The following is a 25883-nucleotide window of genomic DNA, read 5'->3' as shown; positions in this document are numbered from 1 at the left end:
CTGGACGAATGCCGACAGTCGAGGTGGCCGAGCGGCCCGGAACCGACCGTTCTGAAGACCGTGTGGTGGTGTTGCCGCGAGCCGTCGTCCTGTTGGACGGGGCGACCATGCTCACGCCGCGAGAACGCAACGGCGGCTGGTACGCGCAGCAGCTGGCTGCCGAACTCGCCGAACGGCTGCCATCGCAGACCGCCGATCTACAGACGATCCTCGCCGATGCCATCACCACGTTGGTGCAGCGCTACGACCTCGTGCCCGGCGACTCGCCGTCGAGCACCGTCTCGTTGCTGCGCTGGGACGACGAGGTCGTGGAGGGGCTGGTGCTGGCCGACAGCCCGGTGGTGGCCTTCACCGATTCCGGTCCCCGGCCGTTGACCGACGATCGACTCGCCGCGCTCCGCGAGTCCAACCGCAGGTCCGAGGATCAGGACCGTAGGCAGGCCGATCCGGTGCGGCCCGACTCGGTCGACGCGACGCCTCCCACCGGTTTCCGGGACCGACTGCGTACCGGCGGCGGCTTCGGCGAGGGCCATCGGGCGGCGTTGGGCGCCGCGATGGGCCGCACCGCACGCCTGCGTAATGTGCCGGGCGGCTTCTGGGTGGCCGAGGCCCGCCCGGAGGCGGCTTTCCAGGCGATGGTCGCGGCCTGGCCACGAGCCGAGGTCCGGGACGTGCTGTTGGCCAGTGACGGAGTGTCCTGCGGGGTCGACGACTACGGGATCTTTCCGGACTGGACGGCCTTCGGTGAGCGGGCGAGAACAGCCGGGGTGCAGGCCGTCCTCGACGATGTCCGTGCCGCCGAGGAGTCGGATCCCGATGGCCGCCGGTGGCCGCGAGCGAAGCGGCATGACGACCAAAGCCTGGTGCACGTCGACTTCCGTTGACCGGCGAGCGCCCCGTCGGCCGAGGGTTCAGAGGCGACGCGGCGCGGCATGGCTGCGCAGTGCGGGCGCTACCGGCCTGCCTTCGAGCAATCGGGTGACGTCGGTTTCCAGGGCTTTCCGGTAGACCGTCAAGGCATCGGCCACCGCCTCGATCGTCGCGGCGACATCGTCGTCGGTGTGTGCGGCGGAGATGACGAAGGACTGTCCCAGTACTCCTCGGCGCAGCAGTTCTTGGAGGAACAGGGTTCGAAACGCTTGATTGGGCGCGCCCTCGGCGTCCCGGGTGGTGAAGACCAGACAGCTCGGCCTGCCCACGGCGGCGACGAAGTCCGCGAGGCCGGCCTCGGCGGCGGCTCGGTTGACGCCTGCGGCGAGCGCGGCGCCCTGTCGTTCCATGGTTCCGACCGGATCGCCATCGCGATATGCCTCGGCCACGGCGCGGAAGGCGGCCAGGGACACGGTCTCGGCGCCGTGCGTACTGGAGAGCAGGAAGGTCCGGTGTGCGTCGGTGGCGAGCCCGCCCAATTCCATGAGTTCCCGCTTGCCCGCCAGCGCGGAGATCGGCAACCCGTTGCCCATTGCCTTCCCGAAGCAGGAGAGGTCCGGCGTGATCCCGTAGACGGCTTGCGCACCGCCTCCCGACCAGCGGAAGCCGGTGATCATCTCGTCGAAGACCAGGACGGTGCCTGCTCGATCGCACAACCGGCGCACACCTGATAGGTAGCCGGGTTCTGGTTCGGCCGTGGCGGTGGCCGCTTCCAGGATCACGCAGGCGATCTGACCGGGGTTGTTGCCCAACAAGGTTCGCAGGGAATCGAGATCGTTGTAGCGGAAGCGCAGGGTCGCGGCGCGGGCGGCGGCCGGGATGCCTGCGTTCATGCCGACGCCCGCGATGAACCAGTCGTCGGTGGAGAAGAACGGTTGATCACCGCAGATGGCGACCTTCTCACGTCCGGTCGCAGCCCTGGCCAGTCGAACGGCGGCGGTGGTGGCGTCGGAACCGTTCTTGGCGAATTTGACCATGTCCGCACCGGGCACCAGAGACAGGAAGTCCTCGGCGGCGGCGAGTTCCATCGTGGTCGGCCGGGAGAATCCGGTGCCATCGGCGACGGCTCGGCTGACCGCGGCGACCACCGGCGGATAGGCGTGGCCGAGTGTCACGGAGCGCAGGCCCATGCCGTACTCGATGAACCGGTTCCCATCGGCGTCCCACACCTGCGCGCCCGCCCCGCGCACCAGAATCGGCGTCATCCGCTCCGGATATTGATCGGAGCCGCGCGAGTAGGTATGCGACCCGCCGGGGACCAGCCGATGTAGTCGACGCTGCAACAGATCGGATTGGGTGAACGATGGTTCGATGCGCTCCGATGCGGCCATACTGCCATTCTCACCACTACCCAAAAGTGTCAGCAAGCCACCCTTTTGCCGCAGTCAAAGCACCGAGAGCTCAATTAGTTTCATCAGATCCCACTATTGAATTACACCTGATTTAGCTAAACACTGCGCCTGTCGCGACTTCTCGCAAACGGGCACGATTAATCCCATGCCCGCGGAGATTCCCACGACACCCATCCTCGGAATTCCGGTCGCCCGCCTCACCCTCGACGAGGCCCGTGACGAGGTCGGCAGGCTGCTCGATGGGCCGGGACCCGCCCTGGTCTGCTATGTCAACGCGCATTCCGCCAACGTCGCAGCAGCCGAGCCGGAGTATCGCCGCGTTCTGCAATCCGCCGATCTGGTACTCAATGACGGATCGGGAGTGGCATTGGCCGCCCGGCTGGCGGGAGCACCGTTTCCGGCCAATCTCAACGGCACCGATTTCACCCCCGACGTACTGCGCCTCAGCACTAACCGCGGGTTGAGTGTCTTCTTCCTCGGCGGCCCCGAGGATCTCGGCGGTCGGGCCGCCGCCAGCTTGGAGAGCCGCATTCCCGGGCTGCGGTTCGCCGGGAGCCTGCCGGGATTCTTCCCCGCCTCGGATGGCCCGGCGGTCGCCGAGGAGATCAAACGCAGCGGTGCCGACGTTCTTGTCGTGGGAATGGGAAATCCCCGCCAGGAACTGTGGCTGGCCCGCCATCTACCCGCCACCGGTGTCCGGCTCGGGATCGCCGTCGGGGCATTCCTCGACTTCGCCTCGGAGCGGGTGCCCCGCGCGCCCGCCTGGATGCGGACCGCGGGCATCGAATGGATCTTCCGGTTGTCCCGCGAACCACGCAGGTTGTTCCGCCGCTATGTCCTGGGCAACCCGCTGTTCCTTCTCCGTGTGCTGCGAGATCGGTTGGCAACCCGACGCGGCCATCCGAACGCCCCCGGCCAGCCGAGGGCGGCGTCCCGGCCCCGCTCCGAACACGGCGGCAGCCGAGGTTCGACGGCCCAGCCCCTGGAACCCGAACTCGATCGGCAACCGCGACCGCCGCTGGGCGCCTGCGGGAGAGAGGACATCTGATGCGAGTCTGCTACGTCAGCACCTATCCACCGGACCGGGCGGAACTGGGCGGCAGCGGTTGGGTCGACCGCAGGTTGTTGGCCGGGCTGCGTGCCGAGGGGCACGACGTCGAGGTGGTGAGCGTGACCGGACCACCGGGAGAACGGACGCTGCCGATCGATGTCGAGGCACACCAGGACCCGCGCCCGGCCGGCCTGGCCACCACGCCCGCAACCCGTCGTACGGCCCCCAGCATCGAGCTGCGGACGCCGGGCATCTCGATCCGATCGGCAGGCAGGCTTCCCCTGGAAGTCCGCAACGACCCGCGCCGATTGGTCCGTATCGCCACCGGCATGCTGATCAGCGGCGAGCCCTACCTCAGCCGCAAGTTCACCGGATTCACCGGCTGGGCCTCGGCGATCTCCCTGCTCCAGGCGCGGGCCAAGGGTCGTCGTGTGGTGACCAGTGGCTGGCCCGGGCTGTTGCTGGCCGAGAACGCCGGAGTCGATGTCGCGGCGCACATCGCGCACAACGTCGAGACCGTGATCGCGCAGGAACACGCGCCGAGGCCGTTGCGGATGCTGGGCGAGGTGGATCGGCTGCGACGGGCCGAGCAACGGTTGTTGGCTCATCCGGACCGGGTCGTCGCGCTCTCCCATCGGGATGTGCAGCGGCTCGCGGCATGGGGGGTCAGCGCAACGCCGATCACCGTTCCACTCTGTCCTGTCGGCGTCGTCCGATCCCGCAGGCCAGGCGCCGCGCCCGCCCTCGGCTTCATCGGCAAGGCGGGCTGGCCACCCAACGCGCGGGCCTTGGCCGCGCTGCTGGGACCGGTCCACCAGCGACTCACCGAACTCGATGCCCGGCTGGATTTCGTCCTGGCCGGCCGGGACACCGAGAACTTCGCAACGCACCCCCGGGTCCGATCCTCCGGAATCGTCGATTCGGTGGCCGACTTCTATCGGCAGGTGGACCTGGTGGTGGTGCCACGGTTCGGGACGGCCACCGGCATCAGCGTGAAGGTCTTGGAAGCCGCCGAACACGGGGTGGCCTCGGTTCTACCTGCCGACTTGGCGGCGGCGATCGACCCGGCAGGCCCCTGGCTCATCGCCGAGGACGCGGTGCAGACGGCCGATGCCGTACTGCGTTGGCGCCGAGGCGAACAGGTGCCCCCGGTCCTGACCTGGGCCCAGGACCGGGCGGTAAGCACCGCACCGCTGGGTCTGTTCGGCTGACCGCCCGATCGGGACGGCCCAGGTCAGGGACGACCGGTCAGTTCAGATCGAGCAGTTCTCGGGCGATCTCCGGGGAGAACTCTCCGGAGACGGTGCCCTGGCCGCTGCCGCAGTCGCCGTCCGACGTACCGGGGTGTTTGATCCACAGGTGTGCGTCGGGGCCCTGGCCACCGGTTGCGGACAGCTGTGGCGGCGAGCCAAGACGTCGGTTGGGCGGATTGCACCAGTCGCTGCCCGGACCGGCACCATTGCGACTGGTGTCCACGACGTAACCGGCCTCGGCGCCGTGTTGGTCGGTGAGCAGCTTCCGGGTCTCGGCGGCGAATTCCTCGGTCTTCTCATCGGTGTTGTAGTTCGAGACGTTCACCGCGAAACCTCGTGCCCGGTCGACCCCCGCCGCCGCGAGGCGGGGCGCCATCTCGGCGGGAGAGTTGTGCGCACCGTCGCCGCCGTCGAGGTAGACGGCCGTGTTCGGTGCCAGTTCCGCCAGCACGTCCACGGCATCCGAGAGCAGCGCCAGGCGTTCCTGTCGTTGGTCCTCACTCAGACAGGGCAGATGGATCAGCGAGTCGGGTTCCAGGATCAGCATCGCCGCGTGATCCTGGAAGGCCGGTGCCAGTTCCGTGCGCACCCACTCCCGATATTCCGAGGCATCCGCAGCGCCACCTGCGGAATGTTGGCCGCAATCACGGTTGGGGATGTGATAGGCGACCACCACCGGGACCTTGCTCTCGGCGGCTGCGGCATCGACGAAGCCGCGCAGTTCGGTGCCCATGCCCTCCGCCACCCATTTCGCGACCGGATAGGCGGCGATCTCGTTGAGCACTGCGGTGGCCAGCGGGTCGCCGGAGTTCTGTTCTCCCCACACCTGTGCCCCGGTGGCCTGGTCGCCGTAGAAGCCCTGGAATCCGGCGGGTTTGGCCAGCCCACCCGACGCCGAGTCGTCGAGCCACTCGACCCAGTTCGCCAGCACGGAGTCGGCCGGTCGGTCGGGGGCGGGCTCGGGTTGATCCGTGGGTTCGGGGGTGGGCGTTGGTTCGGTCGGGCTCTCCTGGGCGGCCGGGTCCTCCGGCGGTGCGGCGTCGGGGAGTCGATCCAGCTTGGGAAAGAAGAATGGCCAGGAAGGAAGGAAGGGCAGCCAGTCGCTCAGTGGTCCGGACTCGATCTCGGTGACGGGTCTTGCTTCGGCCGAAGCCTGACTCGGTGGCTGCGCGTCCTGATCCCACCAGCCGAACAAACTCAATACCGGCGCGAATACCAGCACTGTCTTCGTGAAACGAGCCACAGTGGACCTCCCGCTTCGCCGAGTCTCGTTGCCCCTCCGACGTCTCGCTAGGCCTCCACTGTCCCATCGAAAATCACCGGCACCAGCGGATCCACTCCGCAGAGTGAAGCTCTTTCGGGTTCCACCGCCCCGCGCACGCCGCCGTCCCGGACTCACCTGGCACCGTCCACCTGCGCGGATTCCGCCGTGGCGTTCTCGGTGGGTCGAGCTAGATCATCATCGGCGTCACCCAACGCCATCTCCACCCGGCGTTGAGCCCGCAGCACACCCACGAACACGGTGGCGCCTACCAACGCACCACCGATGGCCAACTCGATCAACGACGGCAAGGTCAGCGCTCGCACACCGAGCAGCGTCAGTCCGCAGACCGCTGCCGCGAGCAACGGAACGAGCGAGCCAGCGAGGACTCGGAGGATGGACACCCGTGCACGCCGCAGGGCGATCAAGTGGATCGGGATGGCCACCAGCAGGGCCACCGAGGCCTGCGCCCACGCGACCCCGGACAGGCCCCAGTTCCCGGCGGCCCAGAGGGTCGCGGGCACCGAGACCGCCGCCCAGGACGCCACCAACAACACCGAGGACGCCATCTCGTCGACCGCGATGAGCAGCGCGAAGATCAGCTCGACCACCACCCTGGCCATCGCGGCCAAGGCCAGCCCGGCCAACGCCGCCGAGGCGGGTGACCATCTCGATCCGTACACCACCTCGACCAGCGGGCCAGCCAGCACCGCCAGGGCGACGCCGCCCGGCAGGACCACGGCACACACCAGTCCCAACACCGCGGCGACCGCGCTCGACAGGTCGCGGCCCGCATCCCTGGCTCGCGAGAAGGTCGCCAGCGCCACCCGCTCGACGGTGACCGACACCAGGACGGCAGGCCAGTTCGCCATGTTCGAGGCCAGATAGAAGAAGCCGAGGGCACTAGCGCCCAACAGGCTGCCGGTCACCGACTGCGGGGTGGCCTGCACGATGACGAAGAGGATCGAGGCGCCCAGCATCGTCGCACCGCAGCGGGTGATCTCGGCGCCGTAGCGACGGTCGAACCCGAGCCTGGGCCAGACACCGGCCAGGGCCATCACCAGTACGGCGGTCACCGCGGTGCCGCAGACGTTGCCGATCACCAACGCCCATGGACCGAGCCCACCGATGGCCAGCAGCGCGGTAAGGGTCAGGTTGAGCGCCATACCGGAGACGTCCGCGGCCAGGCGCCGTGCCTGGCGGAGTTCCCTGGTCAACACCGCAGCGGGTACCGAGGCCAACCCGTCCAGTATCAAGGTCACCGACATGACCCTGATCAGGTCGGTCGCGGCCGGGCTCCCCAGGATGCCCGCCAGACCGCCGGCGCTGAGCAGGCAGATCACGGCGCCCACCGCGCTCCACAACAGCGACAGCGTCCATGCCGTCGGCAGCATCGCGTCGATCGAGTCGGGCCGGGCGCCGTCGGTGGTCGGTCCCCGATCGGTCGGCTCGCCCGCCACGCCGCCGGAGGACTCGCCGGCTGCCGTGGGCCTGCGGACCAGTGCGGCGGCGGCGCCCAGGTCGTTGACCGTGAGCAGCAGCTGCTGCACGACCAACGCGGCGGCATAGACGCCGAACTGTTCCGGAACGAACAGCCGGGCCAGCAGCACGCCGAGCAAGAAGGTGCCCGCCCTGGAGAGCACGGTGTTCAACAGGCTCAGACGCAGGCCGCGCCGGAACCGGCCGCCCAACGACGCCCGCTCGCGGCCCTCCGGTGCGCAATCTTCGTCGGTTCGGGCGGCGGACGATGCCGGTCGCCTCGAAGGCATCGATCCCCTGGTCTCGGTGGTCATGTCGGCCGCTCCGGTGGCACCGGAGGCCGGGTCGCGGGTCGGGCGACCGCAGTGCCTCCGAGCTGGTCCGAGGAGTTCACGAGCCCACCCGTTCGTCGCGTTGATGCTCGCGGATCACGTCGTCGGGCACTCGATGCCATTCGGTGAAGTAGCTGCCGTCGTGCACCGAGTAGTCGACGGTGACCACGGGGAGATAGGCCACCGACAACCGGCGGGACATCCGGTGCACCAGCTCCCAGTCCTCCTTGGGATTCACCCATTTCGGCCGGGCCCACGGGTCGAAGCGCAGCCGAGGAGAACGGCGCACCACGATGGAGTTGGCATCCACCCAGGAGTCGTCGGAGTGCGCACGCCGGGAGAAGTCCCTGCCGAGCACGTCGAGCTGCGAACCGTCCTCCCGCATCCGGCGGACCGCCGTGTAGACCAGACCCGATCCGGCGTACAGGGCGCGCAGGGTGCGTTCCAGGTGGTCGGGACGCCAGGTGTTGTCGTCGTCGAGGAAGGCGACGAACGGGGACCGAGACAGTCGCAACGCGACGTTGCGTGGCAGCCCACAGCTTCCGTGATTGCGCGCCAGACTCAATACCGTGAGCCTCGGGTCCTCCGGTAGCACGCCCAGTTCGCCACCGCCGTCGTCGACGACCATCACCTCCAGGTCGGTGACGGTCTGGGCCAGGGCGCTGCGGACCGCACGCGCCAAGCGGTCCGGCCTGCGATAGGTGGGGATCACCACCACCACGGCCGCCTCGGGCAGCACGGGCAGCAATGGGCGTAGCCGTCGGACCTCGACTTCCTCGGCCTGTCGATCGGCTCGACGTCGAGCCGCGAACCGCACCCGCCACCAACACTCGGCGATCACGTTGCGACCGATCAGCCGCCGCAGCACATCCTTGGCCACCCTCGGCAGGGCGCGATGCCGGGCGCTCATGTCCGCACCCGCCCGGACACCGGATCGGCAGCGGGTTCCGCTGCACCCTCGGCACGCGCGCGAAGTGGCGGCCCATACGGGACAGCCGGATGCGAGGGCTCCCCCCGCAGCAGTAGGGCACGGCCCCGGATCAACGCGCCCAGGGCGCGACGGTGGGTCGGTCGGCCCAACGGGACTCGGAGCAGTTGGCCGACGACCAAGGCCAGCCACCCGAGCCGGGCGACGCCCCTGCCGTCCCAGGTCGCCAGATGGACCACCCGATTGGTCACCAACTGGGCCCACAGCGCAGGCGAGGTCGTCGATTCGCCGCCTCGGTGGTAGACCACGGCACCGGGCACCTGCCTGATCCGCCAGCCCGCGTCGGTGATTCGCCTGCAGTAGTCGACCTCCTCGGAGTAGAGGAAGAGGTCCTCCCGCCACCAACCGATCCGTGACACCACCTTCGACGGGATCAGCAATACCGCGCCGTTGGCCCAATCCGGTTCCTCGGCTGCGGCGGTGGGAATCCGCTCGCCCAGGGACGCGATCCGACCCGCCAGCCTGCCGAGCAGTGCCTCGCCCCACAGCCGCAGCGCCGTCGGCCTGCGCCGCAGCGTCGCCTCACGTTCCCCATTCGGCCTGCGGACCAGCGGAATCGCCAGTCCCACCGCCGGATCGGTCAGGGCGGCAAGCAGCGTGGCCACCGACCGAGGCGTCAGATAGACATCGGCGTTGAGCACCAACACCGCCTCGCCTTCCCTGGCCAGTTCGAGGCAGTCGTTCACCCCCGCCGCATAGCCGAGGTTCGCCCCGTTGCTCACCACCTGCGCGGCGGGCGCGAGTTGCCGAACCAATTCGACGGTGCCGTCCGTCGAGCCGTTGTCCGCCACGACCAGCCGCCACCTCGGGACGCCGTCCATCGCCGCCCGCAGGCTGCCCAGCAGTGCGGGCAGATCGTCCGCCGAGTTGTAGGTGATCACCGCCACCAACACCGTTTCGTCCGCGATCTCAGCGCGCACCGGTTAGCTCCCCCGTCATCGAAGTGGGTTCCTCTCGCAACGCGATCAGTGCTCCTGCCACGCCGATCAGCAGGAACAAAAAGCCAAGAAACTGTGGAAAGGCCAACGCATCGAAGGTGCCGAGGCAGAATCCGCCCACGATCGTCGACACCGCCATCGCCCACCCGGCGGCGTTGATCTCGCCTGCGGCGCCGCGCCTCGGGTGGGCTTCGAGGCCGGGCGGCACCGTCGATCCGCCGCGCCGAGCCGATGGCTCCCGCCGCGCGATCTGGATCGACGTCGCTACTGCGGCGCCGAGCAGGCCGACCAGGCCGAGCAGCCCGGGCAGCCCGGACTCGACCAGGGTCAACAGGTACTGGTTGTCCAGATAGGGCTGCGGCGGCGCCACGTAGGTGCCGAAGCCCTGCCCGCCGATCGGGCCCTCGGCCCAGCGGCTCGCGACGTAGGCATAGTCGTTGAGCCGGGCCCGCACGCTGTCGTCCGCAGGCGAGCCGAGCACCGTACGGCCCAGCACCTCGCCCAATCTCGGCCAGAACAGGGCCGCCGTTGCCAGCAATCCGACCAGGGCCGTCAGCAGGGCGGTCCAGCGCAGCACGCCCAGCCGGGGCAGCAGCAACACCACGACGACCGCGATCCCCAGCAGCGCGGTCCGCGAGATGGTGGTCAGGGCGCCGAGCACGAGCAGGACGCAGCAACACCACCACAACCATCGGTGGCGGGCGTACCAGGACAGGTACAACGCCGACGGCAACGCGAGCACGCACAGGCCTGCCAGCTCGATGGGATGGTTCGCCAGTCCCATCGACCGCAGTAAGCCGCCCCTGGCGAGGTCGGCGTCCCAGAGTCCCTGCATCTCGAGGCCGGGCAACAGCATCGAGGCACGCAGGTCGATCCCGAGACCGAAGTGGACGATCGCGATCCCGGCCGATAGTGCGACGCCGAGCACCAGGGAGCCGAGCACGATGCGCACCCCGGCGAGATCGTCGATCCCGTCACAGGCCAGCAACAGCACGCCGCCTGCGAGCAGGAACAGCACGATCTGTCGGTCGGATGCCGCCACCAGCTCGTCGGGGAAACCGCTCGCCGCCGCGATCGCATGGGACAGGGCCAGCAGCAGACCGAACAGCAGCAGCGCGCCGCGCACTCGGTTGCGCGCGGTGCGCATGCCGAGTCCGCCGGTGAACCGCGCGAGGAGCCACCACGCCAGTACCGCGCCCGCCACCAGCCGCGCGGGGGTCAGTGCACCGCCGACACCCGCGATCACCGCGGTCTGCGGCAACGCGAGCGCCGCCGCGAACGCCGCGAGGACCCATGCGGGGCGCACCACGAACAGTCCCGCGCGTTCCGGCGGGACGACGTCGATGCGAGGCCGGATGATCACCGCGAACGCTGGTCCCGACGGACCCGATCGACCGTGATCACGATGGCCAGGACCAGAACCAGTCCGAGCCCGGCCACCAACACCACGGAACGCAGCTGTGCGGCCCTGGTCGTGGTCGGCAGGTCGGCGGCGAGGACCTCGTTGAACTCGATGTGCTGTGCCGAGGCGACGCCCGCCGCCGTCTGCCGCTGGGAGAGCTCCGCCCGCGCTCGGTCCAGCACGATAGCCGCGGTGCGCACGGCGTCGGCAGGCTCGTCGGCGGTCACGGTGACCGTGAGGAACGGGCTGTCCTCCGAGACCTGTCCCTCCTCGTTGGACACCTCGATCTCGCCGAGTGCACCTGCGGCGGCGAGCTCCTGCTGTGTCCTCGGCGAATTGAGCACCGTGACGACCAACGCGGTCACCTGTTCCTGCGCCCGATCCACCTGGGCATACGGATTCGGCGCGTCCGGCTCCGCCCGGCTCAGCGCCAGCAGCACTCCGGTCACCCGGTGTTGCTGTGGCACGGTGAGTACCGTCGCGGTGCACAACGCCACCAGCAGCACCGACAGCACGGCAGTCCAGCGCCATTGGCGGCGCAGGATCCGCAGGACCTGCACGGCATCCATTCCGCCGCCTGCCGATGGGGCGGGGTCGGGCGCGGCCTGCGGGGCAGGATTCGGGGTCGATGGGGGTGTGGATACCTGCGGCGGCCGAACAGCGCTCGGTTCCGCGATGCCGTCGGAGACGACGATGCCCGGCAGCTCGTCCGGGTGCTGCTCCTCGATGGGGACCGGTCGGTGGGCACTCGCCTTGTGGGCCGCCTTCGACTGCGGGCGAGCCTTGGGTTCGCGGGCGGCTTTCGGCGGATGCATGGCGCGGGTTCCCACGCTGATGGTCCGTTGTTCATCCGTGGTCATGGCTTAACTCCTCGGCCCGCCTCGCGAGGTGTCGGCGAGCAGACGGGCACTGTCGACGGCGGCGCGCGCCAGGTTCCGCGCCATCGGAACCGCGTTACTTCGCAGCCACGGACGCAACGCGTAGAGCGCCCTGGCTCGATCCTTCGGCAGCAACGGCGAGCGCAGGACGGCACGCAGGAACCACCGGCCCTCCTCGACGTTGGGCAGCACGATGCTTCTGGCGCTATCGCCGCACTGGCTTCGGTAGAACTCGCGGGGTCCGACCCGCTGGCTGATCCGGTCCGGGTGAATCCGGTGCAGGAGCAGCTGTTCCGGGATGTCCACGAACGGACCACGCAGAGCGAGTTCGGCGATCAACACCCGGTCGCCTGCCTTGATCGGCGGGTTGAGCATGGTGTCGACCAGCACGCTTCGGCGGATCAGTCCGTAGCAGTAGTAGTTGTGGTGCTCGACGGACACCAGGTCGTACAGCCTGGTCACCGGGTCCGAATGCTCGATCCGACACCGGTTGTGCCAGCTGCCGATCGGCTGATCCTCCGTGTCGATCTCGGTGGCCGAGGTCGAGGCGAGCACGGCGGCCGGGTTCCCCCGCAGTGCTTCCAGGCAGCGCGCCAACCGGTGCGGCAACCACAGATCGTCGGCGCCCGCCCAGGCGAAGAACGGACTGCGGGACTGCTCGACGAGCCGGTTGTGATTGGCCATCACGCCGATGTTGTGCCCTCGCCGGATGTAGCGGATGCGATCGTCGGCGGCGGCGTAGCTCCGGCAGATCTCCTCGGTGGCGTCGGTGGAGTGGTTGTCCGCCACGTGCAGTTCGAAGTCGACATCGACCTGGCCGGTCAGCGAGTCGAGGGCGCGTTCCAGATAGCTCTCGCCGTTGAACACCGGCAGGCCCACCGTGACGGGTGGGCAGGCGCGGCCGATCAATCCGGCGGTGCGGGCGGCAGGTTGGGTTCGAGGTGGCATCAGCTCTCCCTCATCTGAAGCACCGATGTCGTCGCGTCGCGCGCAGCGGGCACTCGAGCCTCCAGCCCGATGCGGTCGGCCCGTACCCAATGCCCGCCCGCCTCCTCCACCTCGGGGTAGGCGGCACGCACCTCGGTCAGCAGGTCGGGCACGAACAGCAGGACCAGATCGGGTTGCAACGTGCGCAGCGCTTCCGGCCCGACGATGGGAATCCCGGCGCCCGGCAGTCTGCGGCCCTGTTTCGGCTCGGCGGCGTCGACCACGGCGGACAGCAGCTCCGGTCCGATGCCTGCGGCACACAGCAACGGAACCGCGCGCGAGGCGGCCCCGTAGCCGACGACCCGCAATCCGCTGCCCGTCGCCTGTTCCAGCCAAGACCACAACTCCAGCGCGCCGCGTTCCATAGCCGACTGCAGGCGGGAGACCTGCGCGACGTCCAGCACTCCGAAGGCGCGTTCCTCGCGGATCAAGGCGGTCACGCCGTCGGATTGGCGTCCCTCGCGGGAGCAGGCCAGCAGCACCGTCCCGCCGTACAGGTCGAAGGTCCAGGCTCGTCGCGCCACCAGACCCAGCCGTTCCACCATGTTGACCAGCGTCGGAGTCGAGTAGTAGGCGTAGTGACCGTGTCGTAGCGCGTTCCACTCGCCGTCCCGCAACACCGAGGCCAGCGAGTGGAACTGGATGAGCAGCGTGCCGCCCTCGGCGAGACCGTCGATCCGCTTCGACAACGCGGCGAACTGGTCCGCCTCGTGCATCAGGCCGAAACAGTCCAGCACCAGATCGGCCTGTTCACCCGGCGACACCTCGGTGAGCCCCCGGTTGGCCAGCAGCCCCGCCCAGGAACCGCCATGGGGGCTGCCGTACTCGGCGAATCGCCCGTTCAGTGGCAGGAACCCTGCGGCAGCGGCCCGGTAGACGGCCTGCTCGGCCTGCCGCACCAACGCAGCCGGTTCGACCCCGCGGGGTTCCTCCGGTGCGGTGTCGTCCTCGAGTAGTTGCGCCAACCCACAGGCGACGCACATCCCCATACGCAGCGGGAACAGTGCCTCGGTCCGAGGATCATCCGCCGGTGGGAAGTCGTCGCACGCTGGTTGCGCACCGAGATCGAGCACGACCTCGACGCCGGATTCATCACAGTAACGACATGCCTGCGCACTCACCGCGACCACCGTCCTGGTCCGCCCTGGACAATGAGCCGGTGCGTGTAGTCCACAGTGAACTCGACGGTGTCCTGCTCTTCGTGCCGCAGCCCAGCCATGATCGGCGGGGACTGTTCACCAGAACCTTCGATGCGACGATCGCCGCCGAGCACGGCATCGATGCGACCGCCTTCCGCCAGGACTCCCAGTCGCGCTCGCAACGCGGCGTGCTGCGGGGCCTGCACGGCCGCGCCGGGCGCGGCGAGTCGAAGCTGGTGCGGTGCGCGCACGGCGCGGTGCACGACGTGGTGATCGACGCCCGCCCCGGCTCGGCGACCTTCGGTGCGCAGGCGTCGTTTCGGCTCGACGACCGGGATTTCGCGCACCTGTTCGTGCCCGCAGGCTTCCTGCACGGCTTCCAGGTCCTGACCGAGCAGGCCGATGTCTGCTACCGCATCGACGTCGAGCACGATCCGACGCAGGACCTCGCGGTGCGCTACGACGATCCGACCCTGGCCATCGAATGGCCGTTGCCGGTGAGCGTGCTCAGCGACCGCGACGCGGGGGCTGGCTCCTGGACCGATCTTCGAGACCGGTTGTCCTGAGCCGACCTCGCGTCGAGGGGCCTCGGTCCCCCGGAGTGTCGATTCGCCCGATAGGCCGTTCATCGGACCGAGGCGAGCTTGGCGGGCCGGAGGTCCTCGGCGAGGCGGCCCCTGTCGCGCAGCCCGGTGAGCCAGGCCAGCCGGGTGAACCGCTCGTGGAAGTCGGCCGAGGTCAGCCCATAGGCGGAATAGGTGGCATGCAGCTCTTCTGCGCCGTCTCCGACCGACCAGCGAGGTGCGAAGGCGGGGATCCGGTCCCGAATCCGGCTGAAATCGACCCGGTACGAGCGAGGATCCGCGCCGTTCTCGCCGGTGATCAGCAGACTGGAGCCCGGAATCGTCGCCACCACTGCCTCGGCGATCTGGGCGACGGTCAGGTTGTTGGTGGCCAGCCCGACATTGAAGGCCGCGGAGTGCACGGCGTGTCGAGGCGCTTGCAGCGCGGCGAGGAACGCGGCGGCGATGTCGCGAACGTGTACCAGGGGCCGCCACGGAGTGCCGTCCGAGAGCACCCGCACCTGGCCGGTGAGCATCGCGTAGCCGACCAGGTTGTTCAGCACGATGTCGACGCGCTGCCGAGGCGAGGCGCCGAAGGCGGTGGCGTTGCGCAGGAACACCGGACTGAAATGGTCATCGGCCAGTTCGCGCAGGTCGTCCTCGACACGCACCTTGCTCTCGGCGTAGGGGGTGACCGGCCGCAAGGCGGCTTCCTCGTTGACCAGCTCGTCGCCTGCGGCGCCGTACACCGAGCAGGTCGAGGCATAGAGGAATCGGCGTACCCCGGCGGCCTTGGCCAGCGCGGCCAACCGCACCGAGGCATGGTGGTTGATCTCGTAGGTCATCTCCGGCGCCAGGTGGCCGAGCGGGTCGTTGGACAGCGCGGCCAGGTGGACCACGGCATCCACCCCTCTGAAGTGCTCCTCGGTGGCATCGCGGATGTCGATGCGGTATCCGCCCGGATCCGCCACGGCAGGCCCGAGCAGGCAGTCGGCGAACAGACCCGAATCCATTCCGACGATCTCGTGGCCCGCACCCATCAACACCGGGACGAGGACGCCGCCCAGATAGCCGAGGTGACCGGTGACTAGAACTCGCATGAGTCGATTCCCTCCACAACGATCTTGTTCGTGAAGAAGGCCTCGGCGTAGGTGCTTCTGCTCTGCACGCCACGCACCGAGGCCAGGGCGAGGAAGGTCTCCTGGCGAAACCAGGTTCGGTCGTGTTGCGAGGGGTAGTGCCGCATCAACAGCTCGGCCTTCCGCGTGGCCACGGCGGCCGAGATCGGCAGGAAGACCGCAGGCTGAGCCAGATCGGCATCCCACTTGAGGATCTCGTAACCCAGCAGTTGCGGTCCTCGGAAGACCGTCGGAACGAGTTCGGCGATCGTGCGGTGATCCTGATGCTGATCATGCGGCGCCGGAGCGATCACCACATCCGGTTCGCAATCGGTGCGCAGAGCTTCGAGTTCGTCCTTGACCGTCTTCCAGTGCTCGGGCAACCGGCCGTCCGGTAGGGCGAGCACGCGCAGGTCGAGCCGTGCACCGGGACAGAAGTCCGCCAGCGCGGCCTTCTCCTCGATCTCCCGCGCGGTGTCTGCTCCGGTGAACACCAGCGCGGTGATCCGCAGTCCGGGATTTGCCTGGCAGAGGCGCAGCAGCGTGCCACCGGCGCCGATGGCGATGTCGTCGCAGTGCGCACCGAGGACGGTCAGCTCGCGGAGGCCGGTCAGTCGTGGTCCCCACATCAGCGTTCGATCCCCACCGATGCCCGTTGCCCGGCCGGTGTGCCGGTCTGCGCGCCTTCCCACAGCATCCAGGGCCGGTCGCCGGTGAAGTAGCTCGCCTCCAGGGCCGCCCGTTCCTTGGCGGTGTCGGCCGGCTGCCAGAAACCCCGATAGGGGTAGGCGAACAACTCGCCGCGTTTGGCCAGTTCACCGCAGGCGTCGTCAACCAGGTCCCCGCCCTCGGGCAGCCGCGCGAAGATCTCCTGGGTGAGCACGAAGTAGCCGCCGTTCTCCCAGATCGGCAGGTTGCTCACCGGGCTGATCGCACTGACCATGCTCCGCGCGCCCAGCTCGACGCAGTGGAAGGACGACTGCGGCGGGACGACCAGCATCGCCGCAGCGGCGCAGGACGACTCGAAGCGGCCGACGAGGTCGTCGAGCGGGGCGTCGGTGAGCACGTCGGCGTAGTTGGCCAAGAAGACCTCCTCGTCGGTCAACAGGTGCCGGACGCGACGCAGCCGTTCCCCGATGCTCGAATCAAGCCCGGTGTGGACGAACTCGATGCTCCATCCGCTGATGTCGGTCGACCGCAGCCGAACCGTGCCGTCGCGCAGCACGAAGTCGTTCGAATCGGTCTCCGCGTAGTTGAGGAAGAAATTCTTGATGTGTTGGGCCCCGTAACCGAGGCAGAGAATGAACTCGGTGTGCCCGAAGTGCGCGTAATACCGCATGACATGCCATAGCAACGGGCGCGGACCGACCGTGTGCATCGGTTTCGGCAGATCATCGGCGGTCCCATTGCGCATGCGCATTCCGTAGCCGCCACAGAACAACACGACCTTCACCGCGAGCTCCTCACCGGTCGGGGGGTCGGATCCACCACGTCGAGTTGCGGGATGGGGAAGACGAGTCGACCGCCCCAGTCGCCGATATAGCCGAGTGCCTCGGTCAACTCGGTCCGCAGGTTCCAGGGCAGTACCAGGACGTAATCGGGCCGGTCGATGGCGAGCTGCTCCGGAGCCAGAATGGGAATTCGGGTGCCCGGCGTGAATCGGCCGTGCTTGTACGGATTCCGATCGACGGTATAGCGCAGGAGATCGGGGCGGATTCCGCAATAGTTCAACAGGGTGTTCCCCTTGCCGGGTGCGCCGTAACCGACGACGGTGCGCCCCGACCTCGCAGCGTCGAGCAGGAACTCGAGCAGTTCCAGGCGCAGGGCACTGGCGGCGGCGCCGAATCCGGTATGTCCGGCGAGATCGTGCATCCCGGCCTCACTCTCGGCCGCCAGCACCGCCAGCATCCGGGCCGATGGCTCGCCTGCCACCTCGGCGGGGCGCGCCCAGAGTCGGATCGAGCCGCCGTGGGTCGGCAAGGTCTCGACGTCGACGACCGCCAGCCCGCCGGTGGCCAGGGCCAGTTGCGCCGATCGAACCGTGTAGTACTGGAAATGCTCGTGGTAGACCGTGTCGAACTGTCGGTGCCGCACCAGGCTGAGCAGGTGTTGGACCTCGATGCTGATCCAGCCGTCGTCGGCGACCAGCGCCCGCAGCCCCGAGGTGAAGCCGACGAGATCGGGCACATGCGCGTAGACGTTGTTGGCGACCACCAGGTCGGCAGGCCCGTGCTCGGCGCGCAATCGGGCGCCCGAGGCCGCGTCTAGGAAGGCGGTATGGGTGGGAACGCCCCGGTCCCTGGCCGCGGCGCCGACGTTGGCCGACGGCTCGATACCGAGACAGCGGATACCCCGGTCGACGACGTGGGAGAGCAGGTAGCCATCGTTGCTCGCCACCTCGACCAGGTAGGAATCCGATCCCAGCTGCAAGCGGTCGACGGCGTCGGCGACGAAGCGTTCGGCGTGCGCCACCCAGGAGGTGGAGTAGGACGAGAAGTACGCGTACTCGGAGAAGGTGTCCTCGGGAGTGATCAGCGCGGGCAGCTGCACGAGCAGGCAGGCCGAGCACACCCGGAGGTGCAGCGGATAGCTCGGTTCCGGTCGGTCCAGTTCGGCCGCCGTCAGGAATCGTTCACAGGGCGGCGTCGCGCCGAGGTCCAGCATGCTGACCAGCTCGGTCCGGCCACACAGTCGGCAGTTCATCAGTACGCCCCCTGGCCCCGGACCACGGCCCAGACGGTCTTCCACAGGATCACGAAGTCCAGGGCGAGCGACCAGTTCTCCACATAACGCAGGTCGAGCCGGACCGACTCCTCCCAGGACAGGTCGCTTCGACCGCTGACCTGCCACAGCCCGGTGAGCCCCGGCTTCACCAACAACCGGCGGCGCGCGGCCGGGTCGTAGTGCTCGACCTCCTCCGGCAGCGGTGGGCGCGGCCCTACCAACGACATCGAGCCGGTGACCACGTTGAACAGTTGGGGAAGCTCGTCGATCGAGTAGCGCCGCAGCACCGCCCCGACCTTGGTGATCCTCGGATCACGGCGCATCTTGAACATCGGCCCCGCGCCCTGGTCGTCGCCAGGGTCCATCCCGGCACGCAGCCGATGCGCGCCCTGGACCATCGAACGGAATTTGATCATCGTGAATATCCGGCCCTCTCGACCGACGCGCCGTTGGCGGTACAGGATTGGTCCACCGCTGTCGATGCGGATCAACACCGCGATGACCAGGAACAACGGCGCGGCCAACAGCAGCAGCAACACCGCGACGATCCGGTCGACGCAGTCCTTGACCACCCGCTTCACCCCGGTGAAGGTCGGCTGGCTGACCCAGAGCAACGGCAGTCCGAACACCGGAGCGACATTGAGTCGGGGCCCGGTGACCTCGAGCAGCATCGGGGCGACGACCATCTCCGCGTCGCTGCCCTCCAGCTGCCAGGCAAGACGTTGGATCCGTCCCGGTGTCCAATAGGGATCGGGCGCGAGTGCGACCACGCGGTAGCCACCCGCACCGACGAGCTCGGCGAGTTCATCGATGGTGCCGACGACCGGGACGCCGTCGATCTCACCGCGTTCCCAGGCCATCAGTCCGGACCAGCTGTCCCTGGTGATGCACACACCGTCGATCCGCCAGCCGCTGTGCGGTTCGCGTCGCGTTCTGGCGATCAGCTCGCGCAAGGTCTCGACACCCCCTGCGGCGAGCACCGGTAGCAGGCATTGCCCGGCACGCCGACGGCGATGCAGCGCCTGTCGGATGACATAGCGAACGGGCAGCGCCGTCAGTCCGATCAACGGAACGACGACGAAGATCCAGGGGCGCAGCACGGTGAGCTGCCACGCGAAACCGATCAGAGCCAGGAACACCATCGTGGAGAGCAGCGCCCGCCCGACCCGGCGGTACTCCTCGGCGCCGTGGCCGAGGCCGCGGGGATCCCACGCATGGGAGACGAACAACGCTCCCAGCACACAGGCCGCCGTGATGACGGCGGAGAGGACCAACGCCGCGGCGTTCCAGCCGGGCGCGACCGCCGCCGTGGAGCCACTGCGCAGCATTGTCACGGCTGCGACGGTGACGACGGACAGCGTGGTCAGATGGTCGGCGAGGATGACATGGCGGCGGTGCCTGCGCTGCCATGCATCGGTGGACGCTCGAAGGACCGTGGGGACGACGTCGAGGCGCGGCTCGCTCGGGACGATGTGCACCGCCTGTCTGTCATTCACCTGGCTTCTCACCCGTTTCTGTTCGCGAGGGTCGAACACATCGACGGACTACGGCGTGAAACGCCTGCCGAGTGACTGCCGTCGGAGTCGGGTGCTGCTTTCCGACTCCAGAGCACCAGCGGTTGGCCTGGGCCCGGCTGTGAATGCTGACCCGCCCCCGCGCGGGTCGTCATCACCGGTGTGGGAATCCCTGTCTTCCTCAGACTCTGCGCTGTGAAGGCAGTGAAACATCCAACGGCACCGCAGGGCTGAGCGCGGACCCAGAAGCGCACTAATCCATTGGGCGCGAAAAGGATCACACTATTCAGCGACTTTAGTCACGTTGCGCGATCAAATAACGCGATTCGACCCGGCTTCGCCTGCGGCACTCGAATGAGTAAATGCGAAATTGCGTTCCCGTGATCGACTATCGGTGAGCAAGGAAATCCGATGCGACACGGCGAGGCGTTACGGCATTGATATGTTGAGCTAGTCAAGGAATCGATTGGGCGCTTCGCAAAGCAGTCTGAATAGCACCGTATCGCATTGGGCCAGCCGGACTAGTCCGAATATGGCTCGTTCCTCGGGCGAGAACCACCGCGTTTCAAGACGTGGAACATGCTGGGGATTGCACCGCCACCGAACGAGCCATGACCGGTCGGGGATCGGAGTCCGCGCTGCTTTCTCGACCACGGTCTCGTCGCCGGGGTTCCGCCCCGTCACGTGGTCACCGCTTCGGCCTACTCGACGGCCCAACCGGGCACCGGCTGCCGTCACCGGAATAAACGGAAAAGCCCCCACCCGAAACGGGTAGGGGCTTGACTGCGCGGAGCACCATTTGGTGGCCAGGGCCGGGATCGAACCGGCGACCTTCCGCTTTTCAGGCGGACGCTCGTACCAACTGAGCTACCTGGCCGTTCGCTCCCGACTGAACCAGCCGTTTGCTGTTGCGACCCCGACGGGACTCGAACCCGCGACCTCCGCCGTGACAGGGCGGCGCGCTAACCAACTGCGCCACGGGGCCAATGTTCTGGCCTAGTGTACTGCGTGCTCCCAACGGGATTCGAACCCGCGCTGCCGCCTTGAAAGGGCGGAGTCCTAGGCCGCTAGACGATGGGAGCGTGGCCGTTTCGGGTCCGACCCGACCTCGCTTCCAACTGGTGTTCGTTGGGAGCGACGATAGCTTAGAACACATCATCGACAGATGACAAAGCGGGTGGTCAAAGGGGGTTTCGCCCCACAGGGCCCGCTCGCGCCACCGGAGGGAAACAGCGGGTCGCGCGCCACATATTCGCAGGTCAACGACTCGCAAACGCCGATTTGAACCGATTGCCAGGCATCCTGCGCCGAACCGACGAACGGGAAACTCGGGCCAACCAATCCATAGTGGCCCTCGTCACTCTCGTCCGGTAGTGCCGTCCAACACCGCCGACCCCGCCCCGCATCGACGTTCCGTTGCAGGTGAGCGGCCCGAGAACCCGCCAACACAGCTTTCGTGGGACCGGGTGGATCGGCCCCCGACCGCCGGAATGCGAGCTCACCGTCAGAACTCGATCACGACCCGTGATCGACAGCGATGGACTTCGGCACCCGGGCGGCAATGGCATACCGGCCGGGACGCCGATGAATCACCGATGAGAGATCAGCGCCGCACCGGCGGGACGCCGTCCTCGTCGGGAACCAGCCCGAGCATGTCCAACAGCATCCGGCAGTCCTCGACGCCGTGCGCACCTCTGGCCACCGCAACACGGGCCCGATGCACCTGAGCCTCGGAGATTCGCGGTGACTCTCCGTTGCGCTGCGTAGGCACCGCTGGAGTCGTCCGGTCGAATTGATCTTCGGTCTGCCACAAGAACTTTCGCACGTCAAGCGACCCGTTCATGGTGCCTCCCCGACTCGGCTTCGGCCGCAGATTATCTGTCTGTTCAGACCCTCGCAGCCCCCCGCAGAGTGATTCAACCGAGATGAACCACTACGCTGAGTAGCAAAGATCGCCAACGAGTTCGCTCTGAAGATCGGCATCTTCGCCGCGAGCGTGATGACCGAGAACGGCGAATCGAAGCGCTTGACGACCCGAGCGAGCCGCGCTGCGACACGCCCGGGAGATCAACTCGAAGCGCTCGCAAACGTGGTCGGATCCGTCCACTGTGTATCCGTCGACCGGCGGTCCGGCTCATGCCGAGACCGGAAGGTGACGGGCGTCTCCAACCTGGCGAAACGAAGCCGCGGGTTGGACGACGGCCGACTGCGGTGGACTCGGGGACGGCTCGACCCGACAGCAATGCGGGTCTCAGGGATAAACAAAAGGTAACGAAAGTTCGGCGAAGTGGGTGCCATCGCCCCGTAGGCCGTGCAAGAATCTCGTTGCTGACACACCCCCAGTCAGCAACTGTGGAGATTCCCCCCTCCAGCCCCCGCGCTCCTCCCCCTGGCGCGGGGGCTTCTCCCTTTTCGGGGCCGATTCGCGCGCGGCGTCCGGTCGATCAAACCCGATGGGAACGACACAACGGGCCTCCTGGATCGTTCCCTGTGGTCGCCATCACATCTCGACGCTTACCCGCAACCATTTCGTTATCGTGTCCGCCGTGGCTTTTGGACGTAGCAAGAACGCTCGACACCGCCCCCAGGCCGAGGAAACCGCCGCACCACAGGACAACGAGCTGGAGTCCTACCTGGCCGCCCTCGCGCCCGAGAGCGATCTCGAGACCACCGCGACCGGCAACCGCTTCAACTCCCAGGTCTTCCAGCTGCGTCTCCCGATGGGCGCAGGCGAGCAGTTGCAGAGCCTCGCCGAGGAGTTGGAGACCTCCCCTCGCGAGCTGATGCAGGAGTGGATGCTGCAGCGGCTCAACTGGGAAGCCCGACAGCAGCAACAGCGCTGGATCCCGGCCGCCCCCCAGGCGACCCTCCAGGGCAGTCTCTGACCGACCGGTTCCACTCCGATCGGGTCCCGGCACCCCCGAAGATCGTCGGCCCCGATCAGCCGCACCACGGCTCCCCCGCCGTTTCCTCCCCGAGAATGCCGAAGGCCGTCACCACAGTTGGTGACGGCCTTCTTGCTGTCGCTATCGACTTCTCATCGAGCGGACCGGTCTACTCGGTGACGATCAGCTCGGGGGGCACCGGTCGGTCCTCGGCCAGGGCACTGAACAGTTCCTGGCTCTTGGCCTCATCCCAGTAGACGACGGACATCCCCCGCTCGTCGCCGAAGCCGCCGAAGGGCACGGTGGTGGTCACGCCCTCCCCGCCGACGAAGGCCCGCATCGCGAAGGCCAACCCACCGAGGTTCCAGATGTGGTCGTCCTCGTTGACGATCGCCAACTCGGCGGTGTCCAGGGCGAGCGGGATGCTGTTGAAGGGATTGGCCAGCACGCCCGCGCTGGTCGCCTTCTGCATCAGGGCCGACAGGAACTCGCGCTGCCGCTCGACCCGGTCGAGGTCGCCGAGCGCGCTGGCCCGGGTCCGAACGTAACCGAGGGCCTGTGCGCCATCGAGCTCCTGGCAACCCGCTTGCAGGTCGATACCCGCCAACGGGTCGTTGATCGGCTCGTCGAGGCACATCTCCACCCCGCCGACGGATTCCACGATGCCCGCGAAGCCGTCGAAGCCGACCTCCGCGTAGTGGTCGATGCGCAGCCCGGTGGCCGTCTCGACGGTACGGGTCAGCAATTGCGGCCCGCCGAAGGAGAATGCGGCGTTGATCCGGTTCGGCTCGTATCCCTCGATGGGAAGGAACGAGTCTCTCGGCAGACTGAGCAGCGTCGGCGCCACATCGTTGTCCGGGATGTGCAGCAGCATGATCGTGTCGGTACGCCTGCCCGCAGCCTGTCCGGTCGCGAGGTCCGCCTGCTGGCCCTCGTCCAGTCCCTCACGACTGTCGGAGCCCACGATCAACCAATTGGTGCCCTCGGCCGCCTCGGGCCTGCCCGGGTAGTCGACGAGGGCTTCCTCACGGGTCAGCTGGGAGTCGATCCAGAACACCAATCCGCCCATCGCCAACAGAATGACGAGGAGGAAGACACCGATTCGACGTCCCCACCTGGGTTTCTTGCGTGGCCTGGTCATCCGTGCGCCACCCTGCCCCGGAGCAGGTGGACGCCCACCGCCCTGATAGTGCGGTTGCTGCTGGTGTGGTGGTGCCTGTCGTGCTCCATAAGGCGCTTGCCGAGGGTTGACCTCGGGCATCATCGCAGTGCGATCCACCCGTGGTCGTCTGCCCGGCTCGGGCCTGCCGTCCCATCTGCCACTCATGCGTTTTCGCATCCGTCGGTCGATTTCGGCGGAGAAGTCCCCAGCGGAGACTCCCTAGATAACAAGACGCATCTTTTCCTATCAGGTTGCCTCTCATCGCCGAAGGCTGTCGATCACCAGGCTCCTCCGTTGGTCGAATACGAGGATCCGGCACGGCTGGATCGGCCGGCGCCCGCGATCTTCACCGGTCAGCGGTTCGGGCTCGCCAACGCGGCCAGCTCGGTGCCGGTGCGATACAACGAGATCAGCAACGGCCGCAGCGCGCGACCGGCCGGGGTGAGGCGGTAGGTCACCCGCACCGGGAAGGCTCGATGGACCTCGCGCTCCACCAGGTCTCGCCGGACGGCCTCGGTGAGCCGCTCGGTCAGCACCTTGGCGCCCAACCGTGGCAGCGCGGCCCGCAGTTCGCCGAAGGACCTCTCGCCGTGCAGCAGCTCCCGAAGGACCAGGGTGGTCCACCGCCCGCTGATGGCCGCCAAGGCGATCTCCACCGGGCAGTCGTCGACGGGCTCGGTCACCCGCCCGGACTCGTCCGGCACCAGCTCGGCGTCCCAGACGCGGGTTTCCGTTTGGTGACCTTCGTCGCGAGCGGTTGAGCTGCTGTGGTGAGCATTCATCAGAACCCCATTGTGCGACTGACCGAGTCCGCAGGCGAGCATCCCTTCGTCTTCGCCTCGGCTTTCAACTCCGGCCGATCCGAGGCGGTCGAGGCGGTGTACGAACCGAATGCCGTCCTCATCGCGCAACCCGGCGCCCCGGCGAGCGGCGCACAGCGAGCGGCAGGCAATCAACGGCTGCTGGACCTCGGGCTCCCGATCAGGCTGACCCCGAGGCACGTCTACGAGGTCGACGACCTCGCGCTGCTCATCGTCGACTGGGTCATCGAGGGCACCGACGCCGACGGTTCCGAGGTCCGTGTCGAGGGAACCGCCACCGATGTCGCCCGGCGCGGCGAGGACGGCCGCTGGCGCTATGTGATCGACAACCCCTTCGGCACGGCCTGACCGACCACACACGCCCCTCCAGCCGCCCCGTAGACCGTCGGGCTCCGGGGTCGGCGGGTGATTGACGACGAGGCGCCGAGGCAGGCATCCTGGCCTCGGCTGCCCTCTCGCCGTCGGTCTCGGACGTGTCGCGCCTCGAACCCGACTGTGGCGGGAGTCCCCCAGCACCCGAGCCCGTCGAGGATCACTATCGGACAGTGATCACCGAGACGGGCCGATACGTGTTGGGGAGGGTGCATGTCCGAGCAACGACTGTCCGATCGACTGCGGCAGGCGCTGGCCGATGGCGACGACCTGTTCTTGACCTCCGGGTACGCCAGGTTGCCCGACAGCGTGGCCGGCCACTCGCAGTACGAGCGCATCGGGGTCGTCCTAGTCGTCGATCGCCGAACCGGCCGGATCGCGGCCGCCGACACCACCCTGCTCACCGGGCTCGGCACCGAGTTCTTCCGCGCCCTGGTCGAGAACCGATCGCTGTTCGCCGACCCGGCGGGCATCCTCGACACGGTGCGCGATCGCTACCACGGCCAGTCCGGCCCCGCGCTGCTCACAGCGTTGAAACGCTGTTTGGAGAACTGCGTCCACCTCGCGGCGGCAGCCGAGCGCCCCGGCGATGACGGCGACTGACGGGGTCCGGCGGAGACGTCGGGCTCGGGCCGCCCCCGCCGAGCTGCTCCCGGATCCACGTGCCCGGCCCGATGCGGTACAGGGCCGCAGCCGCCGCACCGCCCCCGAAACCCTCGCAGACCGCACCACCC

General features: G+C 68.1%; 24 protein-coding genes and 3 tRNA genes. 7 read left to right on the top strand and 20 right to left on the bottom strand.

All coding sequences use genetic code 11. The features are described 5' to 3' along the window. Positions 1–8: 8 nt before the first annotated feature. A complete protein-coding gene (locus BKA25_RS01635) occupies positions 9–884 on the top strand; it encodes a hypothetical protein (RefSeq protein ID WP_069852694.1) in 876 nt (291 codons plus the stop codon). Positions 885–911: 27 nt separating this feature from the next. Here the strand turns inward: BKA25_RS01635 and BKA25_RS01630 are convergent, their stop codons facing one another. Further along, the gene (locus BKA25_RS01630) at positions 912–2261 is read right to left on the bottom strand and encodes a glutamate-1-semialdehyde 2,1-aminomutase (protein ID WP_069852696.1); all 1350 of its coding nucleotides are present in this window, start codon (positions 2259–2261) and stop codon (positions 912–914) included. A 166-nt stretch (positions 2262–2427) separates the two neighbouring features. On the opposite strand from BKA25_RS01630, the gene BKA25_RS01625 reads away from it, so the two are divergent. Together BKA25_RS01625 and BKA25_RS01620 are read left to right on the top strand one after the other, a co-directional pair. After that, positions 2428–3330: a WecB/TagA/CpsF family glycosyltransferase gene (locus tag BKA25_RS01625; RefSeq protein WP_069852697.1), complete on the top strand. Its 903-nt coding sequence runs from the start codon at positions 2428–2430 to the stop codon at positions 3328–3330. After that, on the top strand, positions 3330–4544 hold the full coding sequence (locus BKA25_RS01620; protein ID WP_069852699.1) for a glycosyltransferase: 1215 nt from the start codon (positions 3330–3332) through the stop codon (positions 4542–4544). The genes BKA25_RS01625 and BKA25_RS01620 overlap by 1 nt, the downstream gene beginning before the upstream one ends. Before the next feature lie 37 nt (positions 4545–4581). Here the strand turns inward: BKA25_RS01620 and BKA25_RS01615 are convergent, their stop codons facing one another. From BKA25_RS01615 to BKA25_RS01580, 8 genes are all read right to left on the bottom strand, one after another. Next, positions 4582–5829: a glycoside hydrolase family 6 protein gene (locus BKA25_RS01615; RefSeq protein WP_172803876.1), complete on the bottom strand. Its 1248-nt coding sequence runs from the start codon at positions 5827–5829 to the stop codon at positions 4582–4584. Positions 5830–5981: 152 nt separating this feature from the next. After that, complete coding sequence (locus tag BKA25_RS01610) at positions 5982–7640, bottom strand: oligosaccharide flippase family protein (RefSeq protein WP_069852701.1); 1659 nt, start codon at positions 7638–7640, stop codon at positions 5982–5984. Between the two features lie 76 nt (positions 7641–7716). Then, complete coding sequence (locus tag BKA25_RS01605; RefSeq protein ID WP_069852703.1) at positions 7717–8568, bottom strand: glycosyltransferase family 2 protein; 852 nt, start codon at positions 8566–8568, stop codon at positions 7717–7719. Next, positions 8565–9566 carry a glycosyltransferase family 2 protein gene (locus BKA25_RS01600; protein ID WP_069852704.1) on the bottom strand — a complete coding sequence of 334 codons (1002 nt, stop codon included), beginning with the start codon at positions 9564–9566 and terminating at the stop codon, positions 8565–8567. Before BKA25_RS01600 ends, BKA25_RS01605 begins: the two co-directional genes overlap by 4 nt. After that, on the bottom strand, positions 9556–10947 hold the full coding sequence (locus BKA25_RS01595; protein WP_069852706.1) for an O-antigen ligase family protein: 1392 nt from the start codon (positions 10945–10947) through the stop codon (positions 9556–9558). The genes BKA25_RS01600 and BKA25_RS01595 overlap by 11 nt, the downstream gene beginning before the upstream one ends. Further along, positions 10944–11846, bottom strand: a complete 903-nt coding sequence (locus BKA25_RS01590; RefSeq protein ID WP_069852708.1) for a YveK family protein — start codon at positions 11844–11846, stop codon at positions 10944–10946. Before BKA25_RS01590 ends, BKA25_RS01595 begins: the two co-directional genes overlap by 4 nt. A 3-nt stretch (positions 11847–11849) precedes the next feature. Continuing rightward, positions 11850–12812 (bottom strand): glycosyltransferase family 2 protein, encoded by a 963-nt coding sequence (locus tag BKA25_RS01585; RefSeq protein WP_069852709.1) that lies wholly within the window; start codon positions 12810–12812, stop codon positions 11850–11852. Continuing rightward, positions 12812–13972, bottom strand: a complete 1161-nt coding sequence (locus BKA25_RS01580) for a class I SAM-dependent methyltransferase (RefSeq protein WP_069854143.1) — start codon at positions 13970–13972, stop codon at positions 12812–12814. Before BKA25_RS01580 ends, BKA25_RS01585 begins: the two co-directional genes overlap by 1 nt. A gap of 38 nt (positions 13973–14010) precedes the next feature. Between BKA25_RS01580 and BKA25_RS01575 the strand changes: the two genes are divergently transcribed. After that, positions 14011–14556, top strand: a complete 546-nt coding sequence (locus BKA25_RS01575; RefSeq protein ID WP_069852711.1) for a dTDP-4-dehydrorhamnose 3,5-epimerase family protein — start codon at positions 14011–14013, stop codon at positions 14554–14556. A 59-nt stretch (positions 14557–14615) separates the two neighbouring features. Here BKA25_RS01575 and BKA25_RS01570 read toward each other — a convergent pair whose 3' ends face one another. From BKA25_RS01570 to BKA25_RS01530, 9 genes are all read right to left on the bottom strand, one after another. Next, entirely contained in the window at positions 14616–15653 is a 1038-nt protein-coding gene (locus BKA25_RS01570) for an NAD-dependent epimerase/dehydratase family protein (protein WP_069852712.1), read from the bottom strand. Beyond that, entirely contained in the window at positions 15641–16300 is a 660-nt protein-coding gene (locus BKA25_RS01565; protein ID WP_069852714.1) for a PIG-L deacetylase family protein, read from the bottom strand. Before BKA25_RS01565 ends, BKA25_RS01570 begins: the two co-directional genes overlap by 13 nt. Beyond that, complete coding sequence (locus BKA25_RS01560; RefSeq protein ID WP_069852716.1) at positions 16300–17124, bottom strand: glycosyltransferase family protein; 825 nt, start codon at positions 17122–17124, stop codon at positions 16300–16302. Before BKA25_RS01560 ends, BKA25_RS01565 begins: the two co-directional genes overlap by 1 nt. Beyond that, positions 17121–18377, bottom strand: a complete 1257-nt coding sequence (locus BKA25_RS01555) for a class I SAM-dependent methyltransferase (RefSeq protein WP_157421462.1) — start codon at positions 18375–18377, stop codon at positions 17121–17123. The genes BKA25_RS01560 and BKA25_RS01555 overlap by 4 nt, the downstream gene beginning before the upstream one ends. Continuing rightward, the gene (locus BKA25_RS01550) at positions 18374–19891 is read right to left on the bottom strand and encodes a sugar transferase (RefSeq protein WP_311734444.1); all 1518 of its coding nucleotides are present in this window, start codon (positions 19889–19891) and stop codon (positions 18374–18376) included. Before BKA25_RS01550 ends, BKA25_RS01555 begins: the two co-directional genes overlap by 4 nt. An 818-nt stretch (positions 19892–20709) precedes the next feature. Then, positions 20710–20786, bottom strand: a tRNA-Phe gene (locus BKA25_RS01545). 34 nt (positions 20787–20820) lie between these two features. Then, positions 20821–20894, bottom strand: a tRNA-Asp gene (locus BKA25_RS01540). 24 nt (positions 20895–20918) lie between these two features. Next, positions 20919–20991: transfer RNA gene (locus BKA25_RS01535), tRNA-Glu, on the bottom strand. Between the two features lie 521 nt (positions 20992–21512). Next, complete coding sequence (locus BKA25_RS01530) at positions 21513–21752, bottom strand: hypothetical protein (protein ID WP_069852719.1); 240 nt, start codon at positions 21750–21752, stop codon at positions 21513–21515. Between the two features lie 703 nt (positions 21753–22455). On the opposite strand from BKA25_RS01530, the gene BKA25_RS01525 reads away from it, so the two are divergent. Continuing rightward, on the top strand, positions 22456–22794 hold the full coding sequence (locus BKA25_RS01525; protein WP_236750405.1) for a hypothetical protein: 339 nt from the start codon (positions 22456–22458) through the stop codon (positions 22792–22794). Positions 22795–22963: 169 nt separating this feature from the next. Here the strand turns inward: BKA25_RS01525 and BKA25_RS01520 are convergent, their stop codons facing one another. Next, entirely contained in the window at positions 22964–23935 is a 972-nt protein-coding gene (locus BKA25_RS01520; protein ID WP_069852722.1) for an LCP family protein, read from the bottom strand. Between the two features lie 374 nt (positions 23936–24309). Beyond that, complete coding sequence (locus BKA25_RS01515) at positions 24310–24639, bottom strand: winged helix-turn-helix transcriptional regulator (protein ID WP_236750406.1); 330 nt, start codon at positions 24637–24639, stop codon at positions 24310–24312. 87 nt (positions 24640–24726) lie between these two features. Here BKA25_RS01515 and BKA25_RS01510 point away from each other — a divergent pair, with 87 nt between their 5' ends. Together BKA25_RS01510 and BKA25_RS01505 are read left to right on the top strand one after the other, a co-directional pair. After that, entirely contained in the window at positions 24727–25125 is a 399-nt protein-coding gene (locus tag BKA25_RS01510; RefSeq protein ID WP_236750407.1) for a YybH family protein, read from the top strand. Positions 25126–25362: 237 nt separating this feature from the next. Then, positions 25363–25752, top strand: a complete 390-nt coding sequence (locus BKA25_RS01505) for a DUF3870 domain-containing protein (protein WP_069852726.1) — start codon at positions 25363–25365, stop codon at positions 25750–25752. The last annotated feature ends 131 nt before the right edge of the window (positions 25753–25883 follow it).

The organism is Actinoalloteichus hymeniacidonis (genome assembly GCF_014203365.1).
GTDB classification, from domain to species: Bacteria; Actinomycetota; Actinomycetes; order Mycobacteriales; family Pseudonocardiaceae; genus Actinoalloteichus_A; species Actinoalloteichus_A hymeniacidonis.
This window is presented reverse-complemented; position numbering and strand designations above follow the sequence as displayed.

Coding starts and splice junctions, on each gene's coding strand:
- BKA25_RS01520 (WP_069852722.1), bottom strand. CDS start 23,935: ATGACCAGGCCACGCAAGAAACCCAGGTGGGGACGTCGAATCGGTGTC.
- BKA25_RS01605 (WP_069852703.1), bottom strand. CDS start 8,568: ATGAGCGCCCGGCATCGCGCCCTGCCGAGGGTGGCCAAGGATGTGCTG.
- BKA25_RS01530 (WP_069852719.1), bottom strand. CDS start 21,752: ATGAACGGGTCGCTTGACGTGCGAAAGTTCTTGTGGCAGACCGAAGAT.
- BKA25_RS01565 (WP_069852714.1), bottom strand. CDS start 16,300: ATGTGGGGACCACGACTGACCGGCCTCCGCGAGCTGACCGTCCTCGGT.
- BKA25_RS01625 (WP_069852697.1), top strand. CDS start 2,428: ATGCCCGCGGAGATTCCCACGACACCCATCCTCGGAATTCCGGTCGCC.
- BKA25_RS01570 (WP_069852712.1), bottom strand. CDS start 15,653: ATGCGAGTTCTAGTCACCGGTCACCTCGGCTATCTGGGCGGCGTCCTC.
- BKA25_RS01630 (WP_069852696.1), bottom strand. CDS start 2,261: ATGGCCGCATCGGAGCGCATCGAACCATCGTTCACCCAATCCGATCTG.
- BKA25_RS01620 (WP_069852699.1), top strand. CDS start 3,330: ATGCGAGTCTGCTACGTCAGCACCTATCCACCGGACCGGGCGGAACTG.
- BKA25_RS01590 (WP_069852708.1), bottom strand. CDS start 11,846: ATGACCACGGATGAACAACGGACCATCAGCGTGGGAACCCGCGCCATG.
- BKA25_RS01635 (WP_069852694.1), top strand. CDS start 9: ATGCCGACAGTCGAGGTGGCCGAGCGGCCCGGAACCGACCGTTCTGAA.
- BKA25_RS01585 (WP_069852709.1), bottom strand. CDS start 12,812: ATGCCACCTCGAACCCAACCTGCCGCCCGCACCGCCGGATTGATCGGC.
- BKA25_RS01505 (WP_069852726.1), top strand. CDS start 25,363: ATGTCCGAGCAACGACTGTCCGATCGACTGCGGCAGGCGCTGGCCGAT.
- BKA25_RS01610 (WP_069852701.1), bottom strand. CDS start 7,640: ATGACCACCGAGACCAGGGGATCGATGCCTTCGAGGCGACCGGCATCG.